Origin of the sequence: Microbacterium wangyouchuni, from assembly GCF_051546305.1 — a bacterium.
Classification (GTDB): domain Bacteria; phylum Actinomycetota; class Actinomycetes; order Actinomycetales; family Microbacteriaceae; genus Microbacterium.
In genome coordinates this window covers 300,634-315,834 of record NZ_JBPTMA010000003.1, presented here as the reverse complement: position 1 = coordinate 315,834, position 15,201 = coordinate 300,634, and the positions used below count along the sequence as shown (strand labels likewise).

The 15,201-nt window shown below is 66.4% G+C and carries 13 protein-coding genes; 4 read left to right on the top strand and 9 right to left on the bottom strand.

The window, feature by feature from the left end:
• The 4 genes from ACSS7Z_RS08110 (at position 1) to ACSS7Z_RS08095 (ending at position 3,753) form a co-directional block, all read left to right on the top strand.
• On the top strand, positions 1–879 hold the full coding sequence (locus ACSS7Z_RS08110) for a branched-chain amino acid ABC transporter permease (protein ID WP_438253999.1): 879 nt from the start codon (positions 1–3) through the stop codon (positions 877–879).
• A complete protein-coding gene (locus tag ACSS7Z_RS08105) occupies positions 876–1,928 on the top strand; it encodes a branched-chain amino acid ABC transporter permease (RefSeq protein ID WP_438253998.1) in 1,053 nt (350 codons plus the stop codon). The genes ACSS7Z_RS08110 and ACSS7Z_RS08105 overlap by 4 nt, the downstream gene beginning before the upstream one ends.
• Positions 1,929–2,061: 133 nt before the next feature.
• A complete protein-coding gene (locus tag ACSS7Z_RS08100) occupies positions 2,062–3,024 on the top strand; it encodes a putative endonuclease domain-containing protein (protein ID WP_438253997.1) in 963 nt (320 codons plus the stop codon).
• Between the two features lie 150 nt (positions 3,025–3,174).
• On the top strand, positions 3,175–3,753 hold the full coding sequence (locus ACSS7Z_RS08095) for an antibiotic biosynthesis monooxygenase (protein ID WP_438253996.1): 579 nt from the start codon (positions 3,175–3,177) through the stop codon (positions 3,751–3,753).
• 90 nt (positions 3,754–3,843) lie between these two features.
• Here ACSS7Z_RS08095 and ACSS7Z_RS08090 read toward each other — a convergent pair whose 3' ends face one another.
• The 9 genes from ACSS7Z_RS08090 to ACSS7Z_RS08050 form a co-directional block, all read right to left on the bottom strand.
• Positions 3,844–4,767 carry an aldose 1-epimerase family protein gene (locus ACSS7Z_RS08090; RefSeq protein ID WP_438253995.1) on the bottom strand — a complete coding sequence of 308 codons (924 nt, stop codon included), beginning with the start codon at positions 4,765–4,767 and terminating at the stop codon, positions 3,844–3,846.
• Positions 4,768–4,790: 23 nt separating this feature from the next.
• Complete coding sequence (gene araA, locus ACSS7Z_RS08085) at positions 4,791–6,314, bottom strand: L-arabinose isomerase (RefSeq protein ID WP_438253993.1); 1,524 nt, start codon at positions 6,312–6,314, stop codon at positions 4,791–4,793.
• 87 nt (positions 6,315–6,401) lie between these two features.
• Positions 6,402–7,985 (bottom strand): xylulokinase, encoded by a 1,584-nt coding sequence (locus ACSS7Z_RS08080; protein WP_438253992.1) that lies wholly within the window; start codon positions 7,983–7,985, stop codon positions 6,402–6,404.
• On the bottom strand, positions 7,982–8,701 hold the full coding sequence (locus tag ACSS7Z_RS08075; protein WP_438253990.1) for an L-ribulose-5-phosphate 4-epimerase: 720 nt from the start codon (positions 8,699–8,701) through the stop codon (positions 7,982–7,984). The genes ACSS7Z_RS08080 and ACSS7Z_RS08075 overlap by 4 nt, the downstream gene beginning before the upstream one ends.
• Positions 8,702–9,169: 468 nt before the next feature.
• Complete coding sequence (locus ACSS7Z_RS08070) at positions 9,170–10,276, bottom strand: LacI family DNA-binding transcriptional regulator (protein WP_438253989.1); 1,107 nt, start codon at positions 10,274–10,276, stop codon at positions 9,170–9,172.
• 129 nt (positions 10,277–10,405) lie between these two features.
• Positions 10,406–11,425: a LacI family DNA-binding transcriptional regulator gene (locus tag ACSS7Z_RS08065; RefSeq protein ID WP_438253987.1), complete on the bottom strand. Its 1,020-nt coding sequence runs from the start codon at positions 11,423–11,425 to the stop codon at positions 10,406–10,408.
• Positions 11,426–11,507: 82 nt separating this feature from the next.
• Complete coding sequence (yjfF, locus tag ACSS7Z_RS08060) at positions 11,508–12,524, bottom strand: galactofuranose ABC transporter, permease protein YjfF (RefSeq protein ID WP_438253986.1); 1,017 nt, start codon at positions 12,522–12,524, stop codon at positions 11,508–11,510.
• Entirely contained in the window at positions 12,521–13,567 is a 1,047-nt protein-coding gene (locus ACSS7Z_RS08055; RefSeq protein ID WP_438253985.1) for an ABC transporter permease, read from the bottom strand. The genes yjfF and ACSS7Z_RS08055 overlap by 4 nt, the downstream gene beginning before the upstream one ends.
• Positions 13,564–15,138 (bottom strand): sugar ABC transporter ATP-binding protein, encoded by a 1,575-nt coding sequence (locus ACSS7Z_RS08050; protein WP_438253984.1) that lies wholly within the window; start codon positions 15,136–15,138, stop codon positions 13,564–13,566. Before ACSS7Z_RS08050 ends, ACSS7Z_RS08055 begins: the two co-directional genes overlap by 4 nt.
• Between the last annotated feature and the right edge of the window lie 63 nt (positions 15,139–15,201).

Sequence of the window (15,201 nt, the reverse complement as noted above, 5' to 3'; positions counted from 1 at the left end):
ATGTTCCTGCAGCAACTCGTCGACGGCATCGCCACCGGTGCGATCTACGGCACGCTCGCCCTGGCGATCGTGCTCGTCTACCGGGCATCGCGCACGCTGAACTTCGCGCAGGGCGAGATGGCCCTCCTCGGTGCCTACGTCTCCTGGCAGCTCACCGCCTGGGGGATGCCGATCTGGGTCGCGCTCATCATCTCGATGCTCGCTCTCGCCGCGTTCTCGGCAGGGATCGAGCGGGTGATGTTCCGTCCGCTCGTCAGACGACACCAGCACCTGGCTCTGATCATCGTCAGCCTCGGACTCATGATCGCGCTGAACGCGCTGATCGGCTGGGTCTGGACCTATCAGACCAAAGAGGTGCCAGCCCTGTTCGGGTCCGGCTCCTTCTCGATCGGTGCCGTTTCGCTGTCTCGTCAGGATGTCGGGATCGTCGTCTGCGTGAGCATCGCGGCGATCGCGCTGGCGCTGCTGCTCGGCCGCACCCGGGTCGGACTGCGGATGCGGGCGGCAGTGTCGGCGCCGGAATCCGCAGAGCTCAGCGGCATCTCCACCGGGCGCACCATGTCGATCGGCTGGGCCATCGCCGGCGCGGTCGGCGCACTGGCAGGCACGCTCATCGCGCCCGAACTGTTCCTGCATCCCGGGATGATGGCGCCGGTGCTCATCTACGCCTTCGCCGCAGCGACCCTCGGCGGTCTGGACTCGCCGCTCGGCGCCCTCCTCGGCGGGGTCACGGTGGGCGTGATCGAGAATCTGGCCGGAACATACATCCCCGTCATCGGCGCAGAGCTGAAGCAGGTCGTGGCGCTGCTGATCATCGTGGTCGTGCTGCTGGTGCGGCCACAAGGAATGTTCGGACGACGAGAGCTGGTGCGCGCATGAGCGTGGTGACCTCCCCCATCCGCAATCTGCTGGCCGCGAAGACGCAGCGCACCTCGGTCGGCGAGTGGCTGCGCCGCCCGCGCCCGCCGCTGAACCTGCCCCGTCCGCTACTGATCGTGCTGACGGCCCTGCTGCTCATCGCGCTCGCGATCGTGCCGCTGGTGAACCCGAGCTACATCAACCTCACCGTCACGCTCGTGATGATCTGGACAATCGTCGGGCTGGGGCTCAACCTGCTGGTCGGCTTCGGCGGACAGATCTCCCTCGGGCACTCGGCGTTCTTCGCGATCGGTGCGTATTCGGTGGCCGTCGCCGGCGAGGCGGGGTGGGCGCACCCGCTCACGCTCGTGATCGCCGGCGCCCTGCCCTTCGCCGTCGGCTACGTCATCGGCCTGCCGGCGCTGCGGCTGAAAGGGCTGCAGTTGGGACTTGTGACGCTGGCGATGGCGATGGCGACGCCTGCGGCGATCCGCGCCTTCGAGCCGTTCACGCACGGCAGTCGCGGCATCGCGATCGATGGGGATGCGCCAGCCTGGATCCCTCTCGCGCACGATCAGTGGGTCTACTACCTCGCGCTCGTGATCGTCGCCGTCGCCTATCTCGTCACCCGTCGCCTCGGCCGCGGCCGACTCGGCCGCTCGTTCATCGCCGTGCGCGATGCCGAACTCGTCGCGGAGACCCTGGGCGTGGACGTGTGGCAGACCAAGACACGGTTGTTCGCGGCATCCGCAGCCTTCGCCGGTGTCGCCGGCGGCCTGTATGCGATGCTGCTGGAGTTCGTAGGTCCTGAGAACTTCGGGCTCACGATGTCGATCTCCTTCATCACGCTGATCGTCGTCGGCGGGCTCGCGACCGTGCCGGGCGCGGTGCTGGGGGCGATCTTCATCCAGTACGTGCCGACGTTCACCTCGAGCATCAGTCCTGCCGCGACCGGCGCCGCCTACGGCATCGTGCTGATCCTGTTCGCGTTCTTCATCCCGTTCGGACTCGTCGGTCTGCTGCGCGGCGCGCTTGCGTCGCTGGTGGATCGGCTGCCCGGTCGCCGGTAGCCCCTCCTCCCCTCCCCCGTTCGAATCGCGCAAAGTGCTCCATCTCCGCCGAGATAGAGCACTTTGAGCGATTCGAACCGGGGCTGTGGACAACTCCGACGGCATCGACGGGAGCTGTGGCACCGTGTGCACTATGGGACGACGACAGCCACTTCCAGACGAGTTCGACGGCGCGTTCTCGGTGCGCATCGCGAAGGCCAGCGGCGTGGGCCGCGGGCGGTTGCGCGGCACCGATCTGGAGAGTCCCTTCCACGGCGTGCGGGCGACACCGAATGCCGGAGACCCCGGCCTGGCACTGGCCGACCCGTACGAACGGCAACGGCGAGCACGCGTCGCCCGCGCTCGCCTTTATGCACCGCGGCTGCACTTCGGACACTTCTACAGCCATCAAACCGCCGTATCGATTTGGGGCGGGCCACTGCCGCTGGAGTTCGCTGACGATGACATGGTGATGGCCGACGAGGACCTCGCGCTGCACATCACCGCCCGCGGCCATGTGCCGTTCCCTCGGGCGAAAGGCGCCACCGGCCATCGCACGCTACTCAGCCTCACCTCTGTGACCGAGCACGACGGGCTCCGGATTTCCTGGGCGATGCTCGGAACGCTGCCGCTTATCGATCTGATCGCGCTGGGCGACTACTTCTGCCGCGAGTGGCGCTCGGGGTACGGCAGGCCCGACACCGGCCGGCCACCCCTGGCCACGCGCGATGCGCTCAGAGCAGCCTTGGATGCCGGCCGGCGACGTGGCGCCGCGCGTCTTCGCGAAGCGCTCGAGTCGATACGGGAAGATTCCTGGTCCCCGCGCGAGACGCGCGTGCGCTGCATCCTGGTCGCTGCAGGATTGCCGGAGCCCGAGCTCAACATCGACGTGTTCGACGAGTCAGGAGTGTTCCTCGGCTGCGTTGACATGGCCTACCCCGGCGAGAAGGTAGCGGTCGAATATCTCGGGATGCTGCATGGCCAGCGCTGGGCAGAAGACGTCGAGCGCTTGGCTGCCCTCCGCGCCGCGGGCTGGACCGTCATCGAGGTGACCGCACCGCTACTGAGGCGCCCTGCCGACCTGGTCCGTCGTGTTTCGGCGGCGCTCGGCCGTTGATGCGGCGTTCAACAAGCGCAAATGGCTGCACCCGGCATCCAGATCGAGCCATTTGCGCTTGTAGAAACTCGGGCGGTCGGAAACGGACGCGAAACATAGCCCACGTACACTCGGGGTCGCCACAAGCAACTTCTTCCCGAGGGGCCACCCATGTCCAGCGCACCCATCACCGTTTCAATCCGCCGCGAGGTCGATCCTGCACACATCTCCGAGGCGACGACCTGGGTGCAGACCGGAGTGAACCTCGCCCACAAATACCCCGGTTTCCTCGGCTCAGGGTGGGTGCGCGCCGGCGACGATTCCCAGGTCTGGCACATGCTCTACCGCTTCGCCAGCACCGAGACGCTCGAGGCCTGGGAGCAGTCGCCCGAGCGGACCTGGTGGCTGTCGATGGGTCAGGGCTTCATCCGCAGTGAGCGCTCCAGACGCCGCACCGGAATCGAGGGCTGGTTCGACGAGCCGCCGACCGGGGCGATCAATCTGCCGGATACCGCCACCGTCGAGAGCGTCTCGCCAGCGCCAGCCCGGTGGAAGCAGGCTGTGACGATCTGGCTGGGCTTCTTCCCGGTCAATCTGCTGTTCAGCCTCGCGATGACGCCGATACCCGGATGGGGCGAACTCCCCCTCTGGCTGCGCGTGCTCGTGACGACGCTCGTGCTGACGCCGATCATGACCTACTGGGTCCTCCCCTGGGTCACCCGCGCTCTGCGCAGCTGGCTCGCCCGCTGAGCGCGGCGGCGTTCAACAGGCGCAAATGGTTGCATCCGACGCCGGAATAGAGCCATTTGCGCTTGTCGAACGCGAGCGGCGAGGCGGCGGTCAGATCGCGGCAAACCGCCAGGATGCCGCAGCCTCCGCGCCGGGCTCCAGAACAACCAGGTCGACCCCGGAATTGAAGGCATCCGGCGGGCAGGTCATCGGCTCCACGGCGAGGCCGATCCGATGGTTCTCCGCATCCGCGGGAAGATCGGCCGTGTGCACCTGCACCCAGGGGCAGCTCTCATCCCAGCTCAGCGCCACCCCGCGCCCGTCCGCTGCCACTACGCGCACCTCGGCGGCACCGTCGACGCGTGAGAGCTCGGTGAACGCGTGGTCGATGAACACATCATCGATCGCGCGTGCCTCGCGGAAATCCCACTCCGGATGCCGCTCGACCTGTTCCACCGCCACCGGGCTCAACCGGTCGGACGTGACCGTGAGAACCTCGGATGCCGGAAGGGTGAGCGTCCAGTCATCGACGCGGCCGGCGCCACCCACCAGGTACGGGTGCGGGCCGGTTCCCCAGGGCGCAGCATCCGTTCCGAGATTGCGTCCCGTGACCGTCTGGGTCAGACCGTCCGCGCCCAGGCGGAACTCGACAGTGACTTCGACACGGAACGGGTACCCGCCCTGCGGCTCGATCACAGCGGCGAGCACGACCCGCTCATCCGAGACATCGCGGTCGGTGAACTCCGCCCAGGCCACGAGACCATGAAGAGCGTGCCCGCGGGCAGGCTCCGTGAGCGGCAACTGATGCGCGCTACCGCCGAACGTGTACCGACCATCGACGATTCGATTCGGCCACGGCGCGAGCGTCGCACCTCGGTACGCGGGGCGCACCTCATCCGCATCGAAGGGCACGACGAGGTCGCGGCCCTCGTGGGTGAGCATCCGCAGCGAAGCACCGACGCTGGCGATGACCGCCTCATATCCGTGCGCTGAGATGCGTAGCTGACGACCGGATGCCGGGGAAGAATCGTTCATGTATTCGACGATAGCCGCCCGGCTCACAGGCCCTGTGCGAGACGGTAGTACGCCTGGTTCCAGCGCACCTGCTTCTGGAACTCCGGCAGCGTGGTGTCATCGTCGATCACGAGCAGTTCGACCTCGGCCATCTCGGCGAAATCGCGGAAGGCTTCCAGGCCCACCGCCGTCGACATCACCGTGTGGTGGGCGGCGCCGGCCGTCAACCAGGCAGCAGCACTGGTATTGAAGTCCGGCTGCGGCTTCCAGACTGCTCGCCCCACGGGCAGGTTGGGCAGCGACGCGCGCGGCGCGACGTTCTCGACGACGTTCGCGGTCAGACGGAAGCGGTCGCGCATATCGCTCATCGCGACAACAATCGCCGGCCCCGCGTCGGCAGTGAAGACCAGACGCACCGGGTCATCCTTGCCGCCGATGCCAAGCGGGTGGATCTCCAGTGTCGGCTTCGCCGAGGTCAGCGACGGCGAAACCTCGAGCATGTGCGCGCCGAGGATGAGCTCGTCGCCGGGTGTCATGTCGTAGGTGTAGTCCTCCATGAGGCTCGCACCACCGGGGAGCCCGGCACCCATCACGTTCGCGATGCGCACGAGCACCGCGGTCTTCCAGTCGCCCTCGGCGCCGAAGCCGTAGCCCTCGGCCATCAGACGTTGCACGGCGAGACCCGGAAGCTGCTTCAGGGATCCCAGGTCTTCGAACGACGTTGTGAATGCGCCGAATCCGCCCTCCTCAAGGAAGGAGCGCAGACCGATCTCGATCGCGGCGCCGTCACGCAGCGACTGGTTCCGGGCTCCCCCGCGCCGCAGCTCAGGCGCGACTTCGTACAGCTCCTCATACTCGGCAACGAGCGCGTCGATTTCGGACTCGGATGCCGCATCCACAGCATCCGCCAGTTCGTTCACGCCCCAGGTGTTGACCTGCACGCCGAAGCGCAGCTCTGCCTCGGTCTTGTCGCCCTCGGTGACGGCGACGAAGCGCATATTGTCACCGAAACGGGCAAGTTTCAGCGAGCGGGATGCCGCGAGTCCGGCCGCTGCGCGCTGCCAGGTGCCGAGTTCCTGCTGTACGCGCGGGTCGCTGGCGTGACCGACGATGGTCTTGCGCGGCACACCGAGCCGCGTCTGGATGTAACCGAACTCACGGTCGCCGTGGGCGGCCTGGTTGAGGTTCATGAAGTCGAAGTCGATGTCCGCCCAGGGCAGTTCTACGTTGGCCTGGGTGTGCAGGTGGGCGAGCGGCTTCCGCAGCGCATCGAGGCCGGCGATCCACATCTTCGCGGGGCTGAAGGTGTGCATCCAGGCGACGAGGCCGACGACGCGGTCATCGGCGTTGGCCTCGAGCGCGGTGCGGCGGATGGCATCACTGTCGGTGAGGACCGGCTTCCAGACGATCTTCACCGGGACATCGCCGGCCTCGTCAAGCAGACGTGCGATCTCCTGCGACTGATCGGCGACCTGGGCGAGCGTCTCGGGTCCGTACAGGTGCTGGCTGCCGGTGAGGAACCAGACCTCATAGCCGTCGAGAGAGGTATTGAGCGGCGTGCGGGTCATGAGCGTGTCCTTCTCTTCTCAGCTCCGGTCGCAGTTCGTGTCGCTCTGAGAGCGAAATAACCGCATGAAGTGCGACCGGAACGGGGGTTATAGCGATTCGACCGCAGCGGCCTCGACGGCGAGGCCAGCGCGGTAGCGGTCAAGGTAGGTGGCGAACCCGGCGACGTCGGCAGGATCCGGATCGACGGTGGAGATGGACGCCGCGGCGAACACCTGCTCATCGAGATAGGTGCCGAGGTCCGAGGAATCGGCATGAGACAGGTATGACGCCAGCACGGCGATCCCCCAGGCCCCGCCTTCGGATGCGAGTTCGCCGACCGCGACCGGAGCATCCAGGGCTCCGGCGAGGAATCGCTGCGCGACACCGGCGGTGCGGAACATGCCACCGTGCGCGAACATCCGATCGAGCCGCGCACCCTCGGACTCGAGCACCTTCATCCCGAGCGCGAGCGTCCCGAACACGCCGTAGAGCTGGGCGCGCATGAAGTTGGCCAGGGTGAAATCGCTGTCGGGGGTGCGCACAAACAACGGCCGCCCCTCGATCAGACCAGCGATCGGCTCGCCGGCCAGGTGGTTGTAGGCGATCAGCCCACCAGCATCCGCTTCGCCCTCCAGCGCTTCACGGAAGAGGGCCTCGAAGGCGGCGTCGCTGTCGACCGGCTGGCCGGCGGCAGCCGAGAACTGCGAGAACAGCCCCACCCACGCGGCCAGTTCGCTGGCGCCGTTATTGCAGTGCACCATGGCGACGCCGTCTCCGGCGGGGGTGGTGACGAGGTCCAGTTCATGGTGCACCTTTTCCAGCGGATGCTCGAGCACGACCATCGCGAAGATGCTCGTGCCGGCTGAGACGTTGCCGGTGCGCGGTGCGACGGAGTTCGTCGCGACCATGCCGGTGCCGGCATCGCCCTCCGGCGGACACAGCGGGATGCCGGCGCCGAGCGCTCCGGTCGGATCCAGCAGCCCCGCCCCTTCAGCGGTAAGCGATCCGGCATCCTCACCGGCTGCCAGCACCCGCGGGAACAGGCTCGTCACCGGCGCCGGGAGGCGGTCTGCGGCGAGCGCGTCGTAGGCATCCAGCATCCGCGCGTCGTAATCGCAGGTGGCGGAGTCGATCGGGAACATCCCGGACGCGTCTCCCACACCGAGCACTCTCTCGCCGGTGAGTCGCCAGTGCACATACCCGGCAAGCGTCGTAACGAAGTCGAGGTTCGGCACGTGAGGTTCGGCGTCGACGACGGCCTGATGCAGATGCGCGATCGACCAGCGCAGCGGGATGTTGACGCCCAGCAGCTCGGTGAGCTCCGCAGCCGCGACAGTGGTGTTGGTGTTGCGCCAGGTGCGGAACGGCACGAGCAGCTCGCCGGTTTGATCGAAGCCGAGGTACCCGTGCATCATCGCCGAAATCCCGATGGCACCGAAGGTATCGGGGCGCACACCGTGACGCTGCTCGGCATCATCGACGAGATCGGCGTAGGTGGCCTGCAACCCCCGCCAGACGTTTTCCAGGGCGTAAGTCCACAGGCCGTCTTCGAGGCTGTTCTCCCACGAGAATGATCCGGTGGCGAGCACTTCGGTGGCGTCCGGCCCGATCAGACAGGCCTTGATGCGGGTGGATCCGAGTTCGATGCCGAGGCTCGTGCGACCTGCGGCGATGTCGTCGCGGGCGCTCATCGGCGGCTGTCCGTCGACTGACCGTACACGTTCTGGTAGCGGTTGTAGAGACTGTCGATGGCATCCTGCGGAATCGGGATGAGAGCACCTGCATCACGGGCGTAGTGCACGGTACGGGCGACGTCTTCGACCATGACGGCTGCCTTCACGGCATCCTTCGCGTCGGTTCCGATCGTGAAGGGACCGTGGTTCTGCATGAGCACCGCGCGGGAGCGGTGGCCGGCGAGCGTCTCGACGATGCCGCGTCCGATCGAGTCGTCGCCGATGATCGCGAACGGACCGACCGGGATCGGGCCGCCGAACTCATCCGCCATCGCTGTGATCACGCAGGGGATCTCCTCGCCGCGAGCGGCCCAGGCGACGGCGAAGGTGGAGTGGGTGTGCACGACGCCGCCGACCTCGAGCATGTTGCGGTAGACGTAGGCGTGGGCTGCCGTGTCGCTGGACGGCGAGCGGTCGCTGCCCGTGCTGCCGGGGACGACGTTGCCATCGAGGTCGCAGAGGATCATGTTCTCAGGAGTGAGGTCGTCGTAGCTGACGCCCGAGGGCTTGATGACGAACAGATCGGCGCCGGGAACGCGGCCCGAGATGTTGCCACCGGTCCAGACCACCAGACCGTTTCGGACCAGCTCACTATGCAGGCGGGCGACGTCTGCGCGGACGGCGGCAATGGATGCTTCGACCTCGGGGCCGAACGCGGGGGCTTCGTTGCTCACGGGAACCTCGTTGGATTGCAGACGGCCACTGTGACCGGTCACGGTCTATGAAATCACGGCGCCAGGTGCGGGTCAAGCCTCCCGTCTCCGCGCGTGCTCGCGCACAACTCCTGCGTGATCGCGTACAACTCGGCGCGTCCTCGCGTACAACTCGGCGCGTCCTCGCGCACAACTCGGCTCGTCCTCGCGCACAACTCCTGAACTTCGGTGGCACTGCCGCCTGGGCTCGCCGGAAACATGCGGGTCCTGCGGGGCCCGGTCGGGATTCGGCGGGATTTTTCAGGAGTTATGCGCGGGAAACAGGTGGGGCCGCGACGGAATGGCGCTCGACGAGCACCGGCTCGACCGGCGCGAGCATGGACGCGCTCGCGCACAACTCCTGAACTTTGGTGGCACTGTCGCCTGGGCTCGCCGGAAATATGCGGGTCCCGCGGGGCCCGGTCGGGATTCGGCGGGATTTTTCAGGAGTTATGCGCGTGGAACCGGTGGGGCCGCGACAGAATGGCGCTCGACGAGCACCGGCTCGACCGGCGCGAGCATGGACGCGGATGCCGGGGATGATGCCGCTGCTGGAGCGGCGTCCGTCGCACCGGCGGCATTCGTCGCACCCGCGGCATCCTGGGCACCCGTCGCACAGGCCACCCCACCGGTGAGTGCGGCAACCACGCGTCGCGCGAGTTCTTCGAAGTCCTGACGAACCGTGGTCAGCTGTGGCCAGTAGAACGCCGCATCCGGGACATCATCGAAGCCGACGATGCTGATGTCGCCCGGAACTGCCACGCCCGCTTCGCGCAGCCCGGTGATCAGGCCGAGCGCCATCTGGTCGTTCGCCGTGAACACCGCGGTGACGTCGGCCTCCCGCACCACAGCAGCCGCCTCATAGCCGGATCGTGCGGTCCAGTCCCCCGCGATCACAGGCCCGGCCGGCAGTCCTCTCGCCGCGAGCTCGGCAGCGAATCCGTTCGCCCTAGATTCCGCTTCGAGCCAGTCGGCGGGCCCGGCGAGATGCGCAATGCGGGTGTGGCCGGCATCCGCCAGCGCTGCGACGGCGAGCCGCGCGCCAGCCGCCTGGTCAACGGACAATCCGGCCGAGCCTCGCCCCGCCGAGTGCAGGGTGAGCACGGGAATGCCGATGCTTAACTCGTCCAGGGTGCGCAGCGTCCGCGCATGCGGTGCGACGACGACGATTCCCTCGACCCCCTGCGTGACGAGATGGTCGACGGCCGCGACGACCGCGGCGGCATCCCCCGAGTCGGCGAAGGCCGCGCTCACCCAGTATCCGGCGTCGCGGGCGGATGCCTCGATAGCGGCGATGCTGCGGGAGGGGCCGTACTGCAGAGCATCCGAGGCGAGGACGCCGAGCGTGTGCGAGCGCCGAGTGCCCAGCGCCCTGGCAGCGTTGTTCATGCGGTAGCCGAGGTCGACCATCGCCTGGCGCACGCGAGCTTTCGTGTCTGCGGCAACCTCTGGGTGGTCATTCAGCACGCGCGAGACGGTCTGCCGCGAAACTCCGGCGAGCGCCGCCACGTCCCGGACGCCGACGGTTCGGGCTGCGCCCGCGCTCAACTCGCTCACGCCGACCACTGTACGGCGCTCCAGTCCCACAATCTGACGTTCGACAAGCGCAAATGGCTCGATTCGACGCTCAGATGCAGCAACTTGCGCTGGTCGAACGGGGGGCGAGGTCGAACGGGTGTGGGCGGGTCACCGCGACCGCGTACTCGCGCGAACGACGAGATCCGGAATCTGCATCGGGCCCAGCACAGCGGCCTCTTCATCGCGCAACTGGGCGAGCACGGCTGTTACAGCCTCCTGACCGAGCGCGACGAAATCCTGCCGCACGGTCGTCAACGGCGGCATGAAATGCTCGGAGTCGGGTACATCGTCGAAGCCAACGATGCTGATGTCAGCGGGCACCTGCAGACCCTGAGCCTGAACCGCGTGCAAAAACCCCAGCGCCATCTGGTCGTTGCCGACGAAGACAGCCTCGGGTGTTCGTTTTGCGAGCAGCTGACAGCCGAGGCGATAGCCGGAGTCCGAGGTCCAATCCCCACGCAGCGGCTCGATCACCGGCATCCCCGCGTCGAGGAGCGCATCGCGCCATCCGCGCAGCCGCTCCTCAGCATCCATCGAGCCCGCAGGGCCGGCGATGTGGGCTATGTCGTGGTGTCCGAGCTGCTGCAGATGACCGACCGCACGGCGCGCGCCGCCGTACTGATCAAGACTCACCCGAACGCTCCGCCCCCGCGTCTCGGAGGCGATCGCGACCAGGGGCACACCAAGCTCCCAGCCGTCGAAGGCATCGAGCACTCCCCGCTCAGACGCAAGCAGCACGATCGCTTCGACGCTCTGGCGGATGAGCATCTCTGCGGCCGAGCGCAGCGTCGCCCCCTCGATGTCTGCAGGGTGAGAGGCGATCACCGCGTAGCCTGCCGCACGCGCCGACCTGTTGAAGCTCAGCACGATGCTCGATGGCCCGTAGTCCGGCAGTCCGGTGGCGACGAGACCGATCGTCCTGGATCGCCGAGTGACAAGCGCCCGCGCCGCTTGCGATGGCACGTAGTTGAGCTGACGGATCGCCTGTTCGACCCGCTCGCGGGTACTCGCCCTGACGTTCGGAAGGTCGTTGAGCACCCGCGATACTGTCTGGTGAGAAACTCCCGCCAGGCGCGCGACATCGAAGATCGTCGTCGTAACCCGCGGCTGATCGTCGTTCGGACTCACCGGCTCCGCCTGCTCCCCTCGGGCGCCCTACGACGCGTTCTCATCCTTATTATCGCGGCAGGACTGAGCCAGCCCCGGCAGGTCAGGTCTTTCGCGCGGTGAGCACCCGCTGCAAGCCGATGAATGCGAGCAGCAGCGCGCCGATGAAGATCTTCGTCCACCACGATGACAGCGTGCCTTCGAAGGTGATGATCGTCTGGATGATGCCCAGCACCAGCACCCCCAGGACGGAGCCGAGAACGAAGCCGAAGCCACCGGTGAGGAGCGTGCCACCGATGACGACCGCGGCGATCGCGTCGAGTTCAGTGCCGATCGCGGTCAGCGGATAACCGGAGAGCGTGTAGAAGGAGAACAGGATGCCGGCGAGCCCCGAGCACAGACCACTCACCGCGTACACGAGCACCTTGGTGCGTGCAACGGGAAGACCCATCAGCTCGGCACTGTGCTCGCCGCCGCCGATCGCATAGACAGTGCGGCCGAAACGCGTCCGGTGCAGCGTCCATACCGCGGCTGCGACGATCACCAGCGCGATAACGACGCTCCAGGTGATCGACAGCCCGCCGCCGAGCGAGATGCGGGTGACCGCAAGTGCGATGAACCCCGGGTCGGCGATCGAGATCGAACTCTGGCTGATGACGTAGCAAAGCCCTCGTGCGAGGAACATCGCCGCAAGTGTGGCGATGAAGGGCTGCACTTTGAAGTGATGCACCATCAATCCCACCAGCAGCCCGAGCACGGTGGTCGCCACGACGATGAGGGGAATCACGATGACGGCGGGGACCCCAGACTGCAGCAGGCTCGCCACCATCATCGTGGACAGCGCCACAACCGCACCGACAGAGAGGTCGATACCTCCGGTGAGGATCACGAATGTCATCCCGACCGCGAGCACGATGAGATAGGCGTTGTCGACGAAGAGATTGAGAAGCACCTGTCCGGCGAAGAACCCCTGGTACCGGATGCCGCCGGCGATGAACACCGCGACGAAGAGGATGGCGGTGACCAGCACCGGACCGTACTTCGGGCTGGTGAAGGTCGTCCGCACCCTGTGCAACACCTGTTCCTTCGCCGTCGCCGGCGCTTTGATCGACGTGCTCATACCGACACCGTCTCCTTGCCTGCCCGCAGCGCGAGCTTTCGTCGGAACGCCGCGAGCGCCTCGCTGGTCGTCGGCGACTGCAGCAGGCAGACGAGCGTCACGACCACCGCTTTGAACACCATCGTGATGATCGGCGGAATACCCACCGTGTACACCGTCGTGACAAGGGTCTGAATGACGAGCGCCCCAACCACCGTTCCGACCAGGGAGTACCGCCCACCCGCGAGAGAGGTGCCGCCGATGACGACGGCGAGGATGGCATCCAGCTCGATGAACAGGGCGACGTTGTTCGCGTCGGCGGCCATCGTGTTCGCGGTGAGGATGAGTCCCGCCGCTGCTGCACACAGCGCCGCGAAGATGTAGACCAGGAAGAGCAGTCCGCGCGCTCTCACGCCAGCCTGTCTGGATGCTTCAGGGTTGATGCCGACAGCCTCAATGAGCATGCCGAGCGCGGTGCGACGAGTGAACACGACGGCGAGGACGAATGCTCCGGCCGCGATATATACCGCAACAGGAATACCCCAGATGAACCCGGCACCGAGCACCTTGAACGGCGCGCTGTTCACGGTGAGAATCTGGCCTTCCGTGAGGAGCATGGCTGCCCCGCGCCCCGCGGTCATCAGGATCAGCGTCGCGATGATCGGTTGAATCCCGACGACGGCGACGAGGAAACCGTTCCATGCCCCGAGTACGAGGGAAATCAGCACCGCGACGAAGATGGCGATCGCGACGACGCCGGGGTTTGCAGGATCGGGAGCCCCGAGCAGGATGCTGCAGGCCACCGCACCGGCGATCGCGGCGACCGCGCCCACGGATAGATCGATACCGCGCGTGGCGATGACCAGTGTCATCCCGATCGCGACGATCATCATCGGTGCACCATTTCTCAGGATGTCGATCAGGCTGCCGTACAGGTTGCCATCGCGGACGGCGATCGAGAAAAACCCGGGAAAGGCGATGACGTTGATGAGGAAAAGGATGGCGAGCATCACAACCGGCCAGAACAGCCGACTGGACGCAATGCGGGCGATCAGGGCGCTCATGCGATCTCTCCGAGGTCGTCTTCTGCGTCGCCTTCAGCGATGAGCGCGAGCAGGTTGTCGAGGGTCAGATCGTCATTGACCAGGTCAGCGACCTTGTGCCGATCGCGCATGACGACGATTCTGTGACTCAGACGCAGCACTTCCTCGAGCTCTGCACTGATGAAGACGACGCTCATCCCATTCTCGGCAAGACTGATGACGAGCTTCTGGATCTCGGCCTTCGCACCAATGTCGATGCCGCGGGTGGGTTCATCGAGAATCAGCAGTCGCGGCGCTACGGCGAGCCAGCGCCCCAGCAGCACCTTCTGCTGGTTTCCACCGGAGAGGTTTCTGACGATCGCATCCGGATTCGCCGGACGGATATGCAGCGCATCTATATAGCTCTGCGCCAGCTCGTCTTGTCGCTTGCGCGGGATCGGGCGGAACCAGCCGCGGTCGGCCTGGAGGGCCAGGATGATGTTGTCCCGGACCGTGAGCTCGTCAACGATTCCTTCTGCGCGCCTGTTCTCACTCGAGAAGGCGATCCGTCGAGACAGCGCCTGCCGGGGCGTGCGCAGACGGATGCCGTCACCGTGGAGCTCGATCGTTCCTGTGTCGGTCTTGTCGATGCCACCCAGAAGCCGGGCTACCTCGGTTCGACCGGATCCGAGAAGACCCGCGAAGCCGACCACCTCGCCCTCGCGGATAGTGATGTCGACAGGCGATACCGCGCCCCGGCGTCCGATTCCGCTCGCGAGGAGGAACGGCACCGACTCGGACGAGGACTGATCGTTCTCACGCACTCGCTGTTCGAGATCTTCGAGGGCGCCGACCTCTTTACCGATCATTTTCTGCACGAGCTCGATGCGCAGCAGCTCGGGGGTCAGATGCTCACCGACGAGGCGTCCGTTGCGCAGCACCGTGAGCCGATCGGCGATTTCGTAGACCTGGTCGAGGAAGTGCGAGACGAAGAGGATGGCGACGCCGTCGTCGCGCAGGTTGCGGATGATGCGGAAGAGTTCCGCGACCTCGTCGGCGTCCAAGCTGGATGTCGGCTCGTCCAGGATCAGCACCTTCGCGTTGATGTGAATCGCGCGGGCGATGGAGATCAACTGCTGGATCGCGAGCGAGTGGGTGCCGAGCATCGAGTCCGGGTCGACGTCCAGGCCCAGGGTGTCGAGTACCGTGCGGCTCTGCGCGCGCATGGCCCGCACATCGATAGAGCACCAGCGGCGCGGCTCACGTCCGAGCATGATGTTCTCCGCGACGGAGAGGTTGGGCAGCAGGTTGACTTCCTGGTACACCGTGCTGATTCCGGCATCCTGCGCCTGTGCGGTGCCGTGGAAGGACACTGGGCTCCCGTCGAAGACGATGCTGCCGGAGTCGATCTGATACACGCCGGTCAGTGCTTTGATCAGCGTGGACTTCCCGGCACCGTTCTCGCCCATGAGTGAATGCACTTCGCCCGGGAACATGCGAAAAGACACCGAGTCGAGTGCCTTGATCCCGGGGAACGAAATCGACACATCGCGAACCTCGATGATCGGGTCGGGGTGCGCAGCCGGGGCTGCGGGTCTGCTCAGCTCAGTCATCCTGCTTCTCCATCGAAGGGTAAGACCGGGAGCGGACGCGCGTCCGCTCCCGGTCGGATCGTG

What these genes read in the sequence shown, in the direction of transcription:
- ACSS7Z_RS08110 (WP_438253999.1), top strand. Translation starts at nt 1, where the DNA reads ATGTTCCTGCAGCAACTCGTCGACGGCATCGCCACCGGTGCGATCTAC.
- ACSS7Z_RS08105 (WP_438253998.1), top strand. Translation starts at nt 876, where the DNA reads ATGAGCGTGGTGACCTCCCCCATCCGCAATCTGCTGGCCGCGAAGACG.
- ACSS7Z_RS08100 (WP_438253997.1), top strand. Translation starts at nt 2,062, where the DNA reads ATGGGACGACGACAGCCACTTCCAGACGAGTTCGACGGCGCGTTCTCG.
- ACSS7Z_RS08095 (WP_438253996.1), top strand. Translation starts at nt 3,175, where the DNA reads ATGTCCAGCGCACCCATCACCGTTTCAATCCGCCGCGAGGTCGATCCT.
- ACSS7Z_RS08090 (WP_438253995.1), bottom strand. Translation starts at nt 4,767, where the DNA reads ATGAACGATTCTTCCCCGGCATCCGGTCGTCAGCTACGCATCTCAGCG.
- araA (WP_438253993.1), bottom strand. Translation starts at nt 6,314, where the DNA reads ATGACCCGCACGCCGCTCAATACCTCTCTCGACGGCTATGAGGTCTGG.
- ACSS7Z_RS08080 (WP_438253992.1), bottom strand. Translation starts at nt 7,985, where the DNA reads ATGAGCGCCCGCGACGACATCGCCGCAGGTCGCACGAGCCTCGGCATC.
- yjfF (WP_438253986.1), bottom strand. Translation starts at nt 12,524, where the DNA reads ATGAGCACGTCGATCAAAGCGCCGGCGACGGCGAAGGAACAGGTGTTG.
- ACSS7Z_RS08055 (WP_438253985.1), bottom strand. Translation starts at nt 13,567, where the DNA reads ATGAGCGCCCTGATCGCCCGCATTGCGTCCAGTCGGCTGTTCTGGCCG.
- ACSS7Z_RS08050 (WP_438253984.1), bottom strand. Translation starts at nt 15,138, where the DNA reads ATGACTGAGCTGAGCAGACCCGCAGCCCCGGCTGCGCACCCCGACCCG.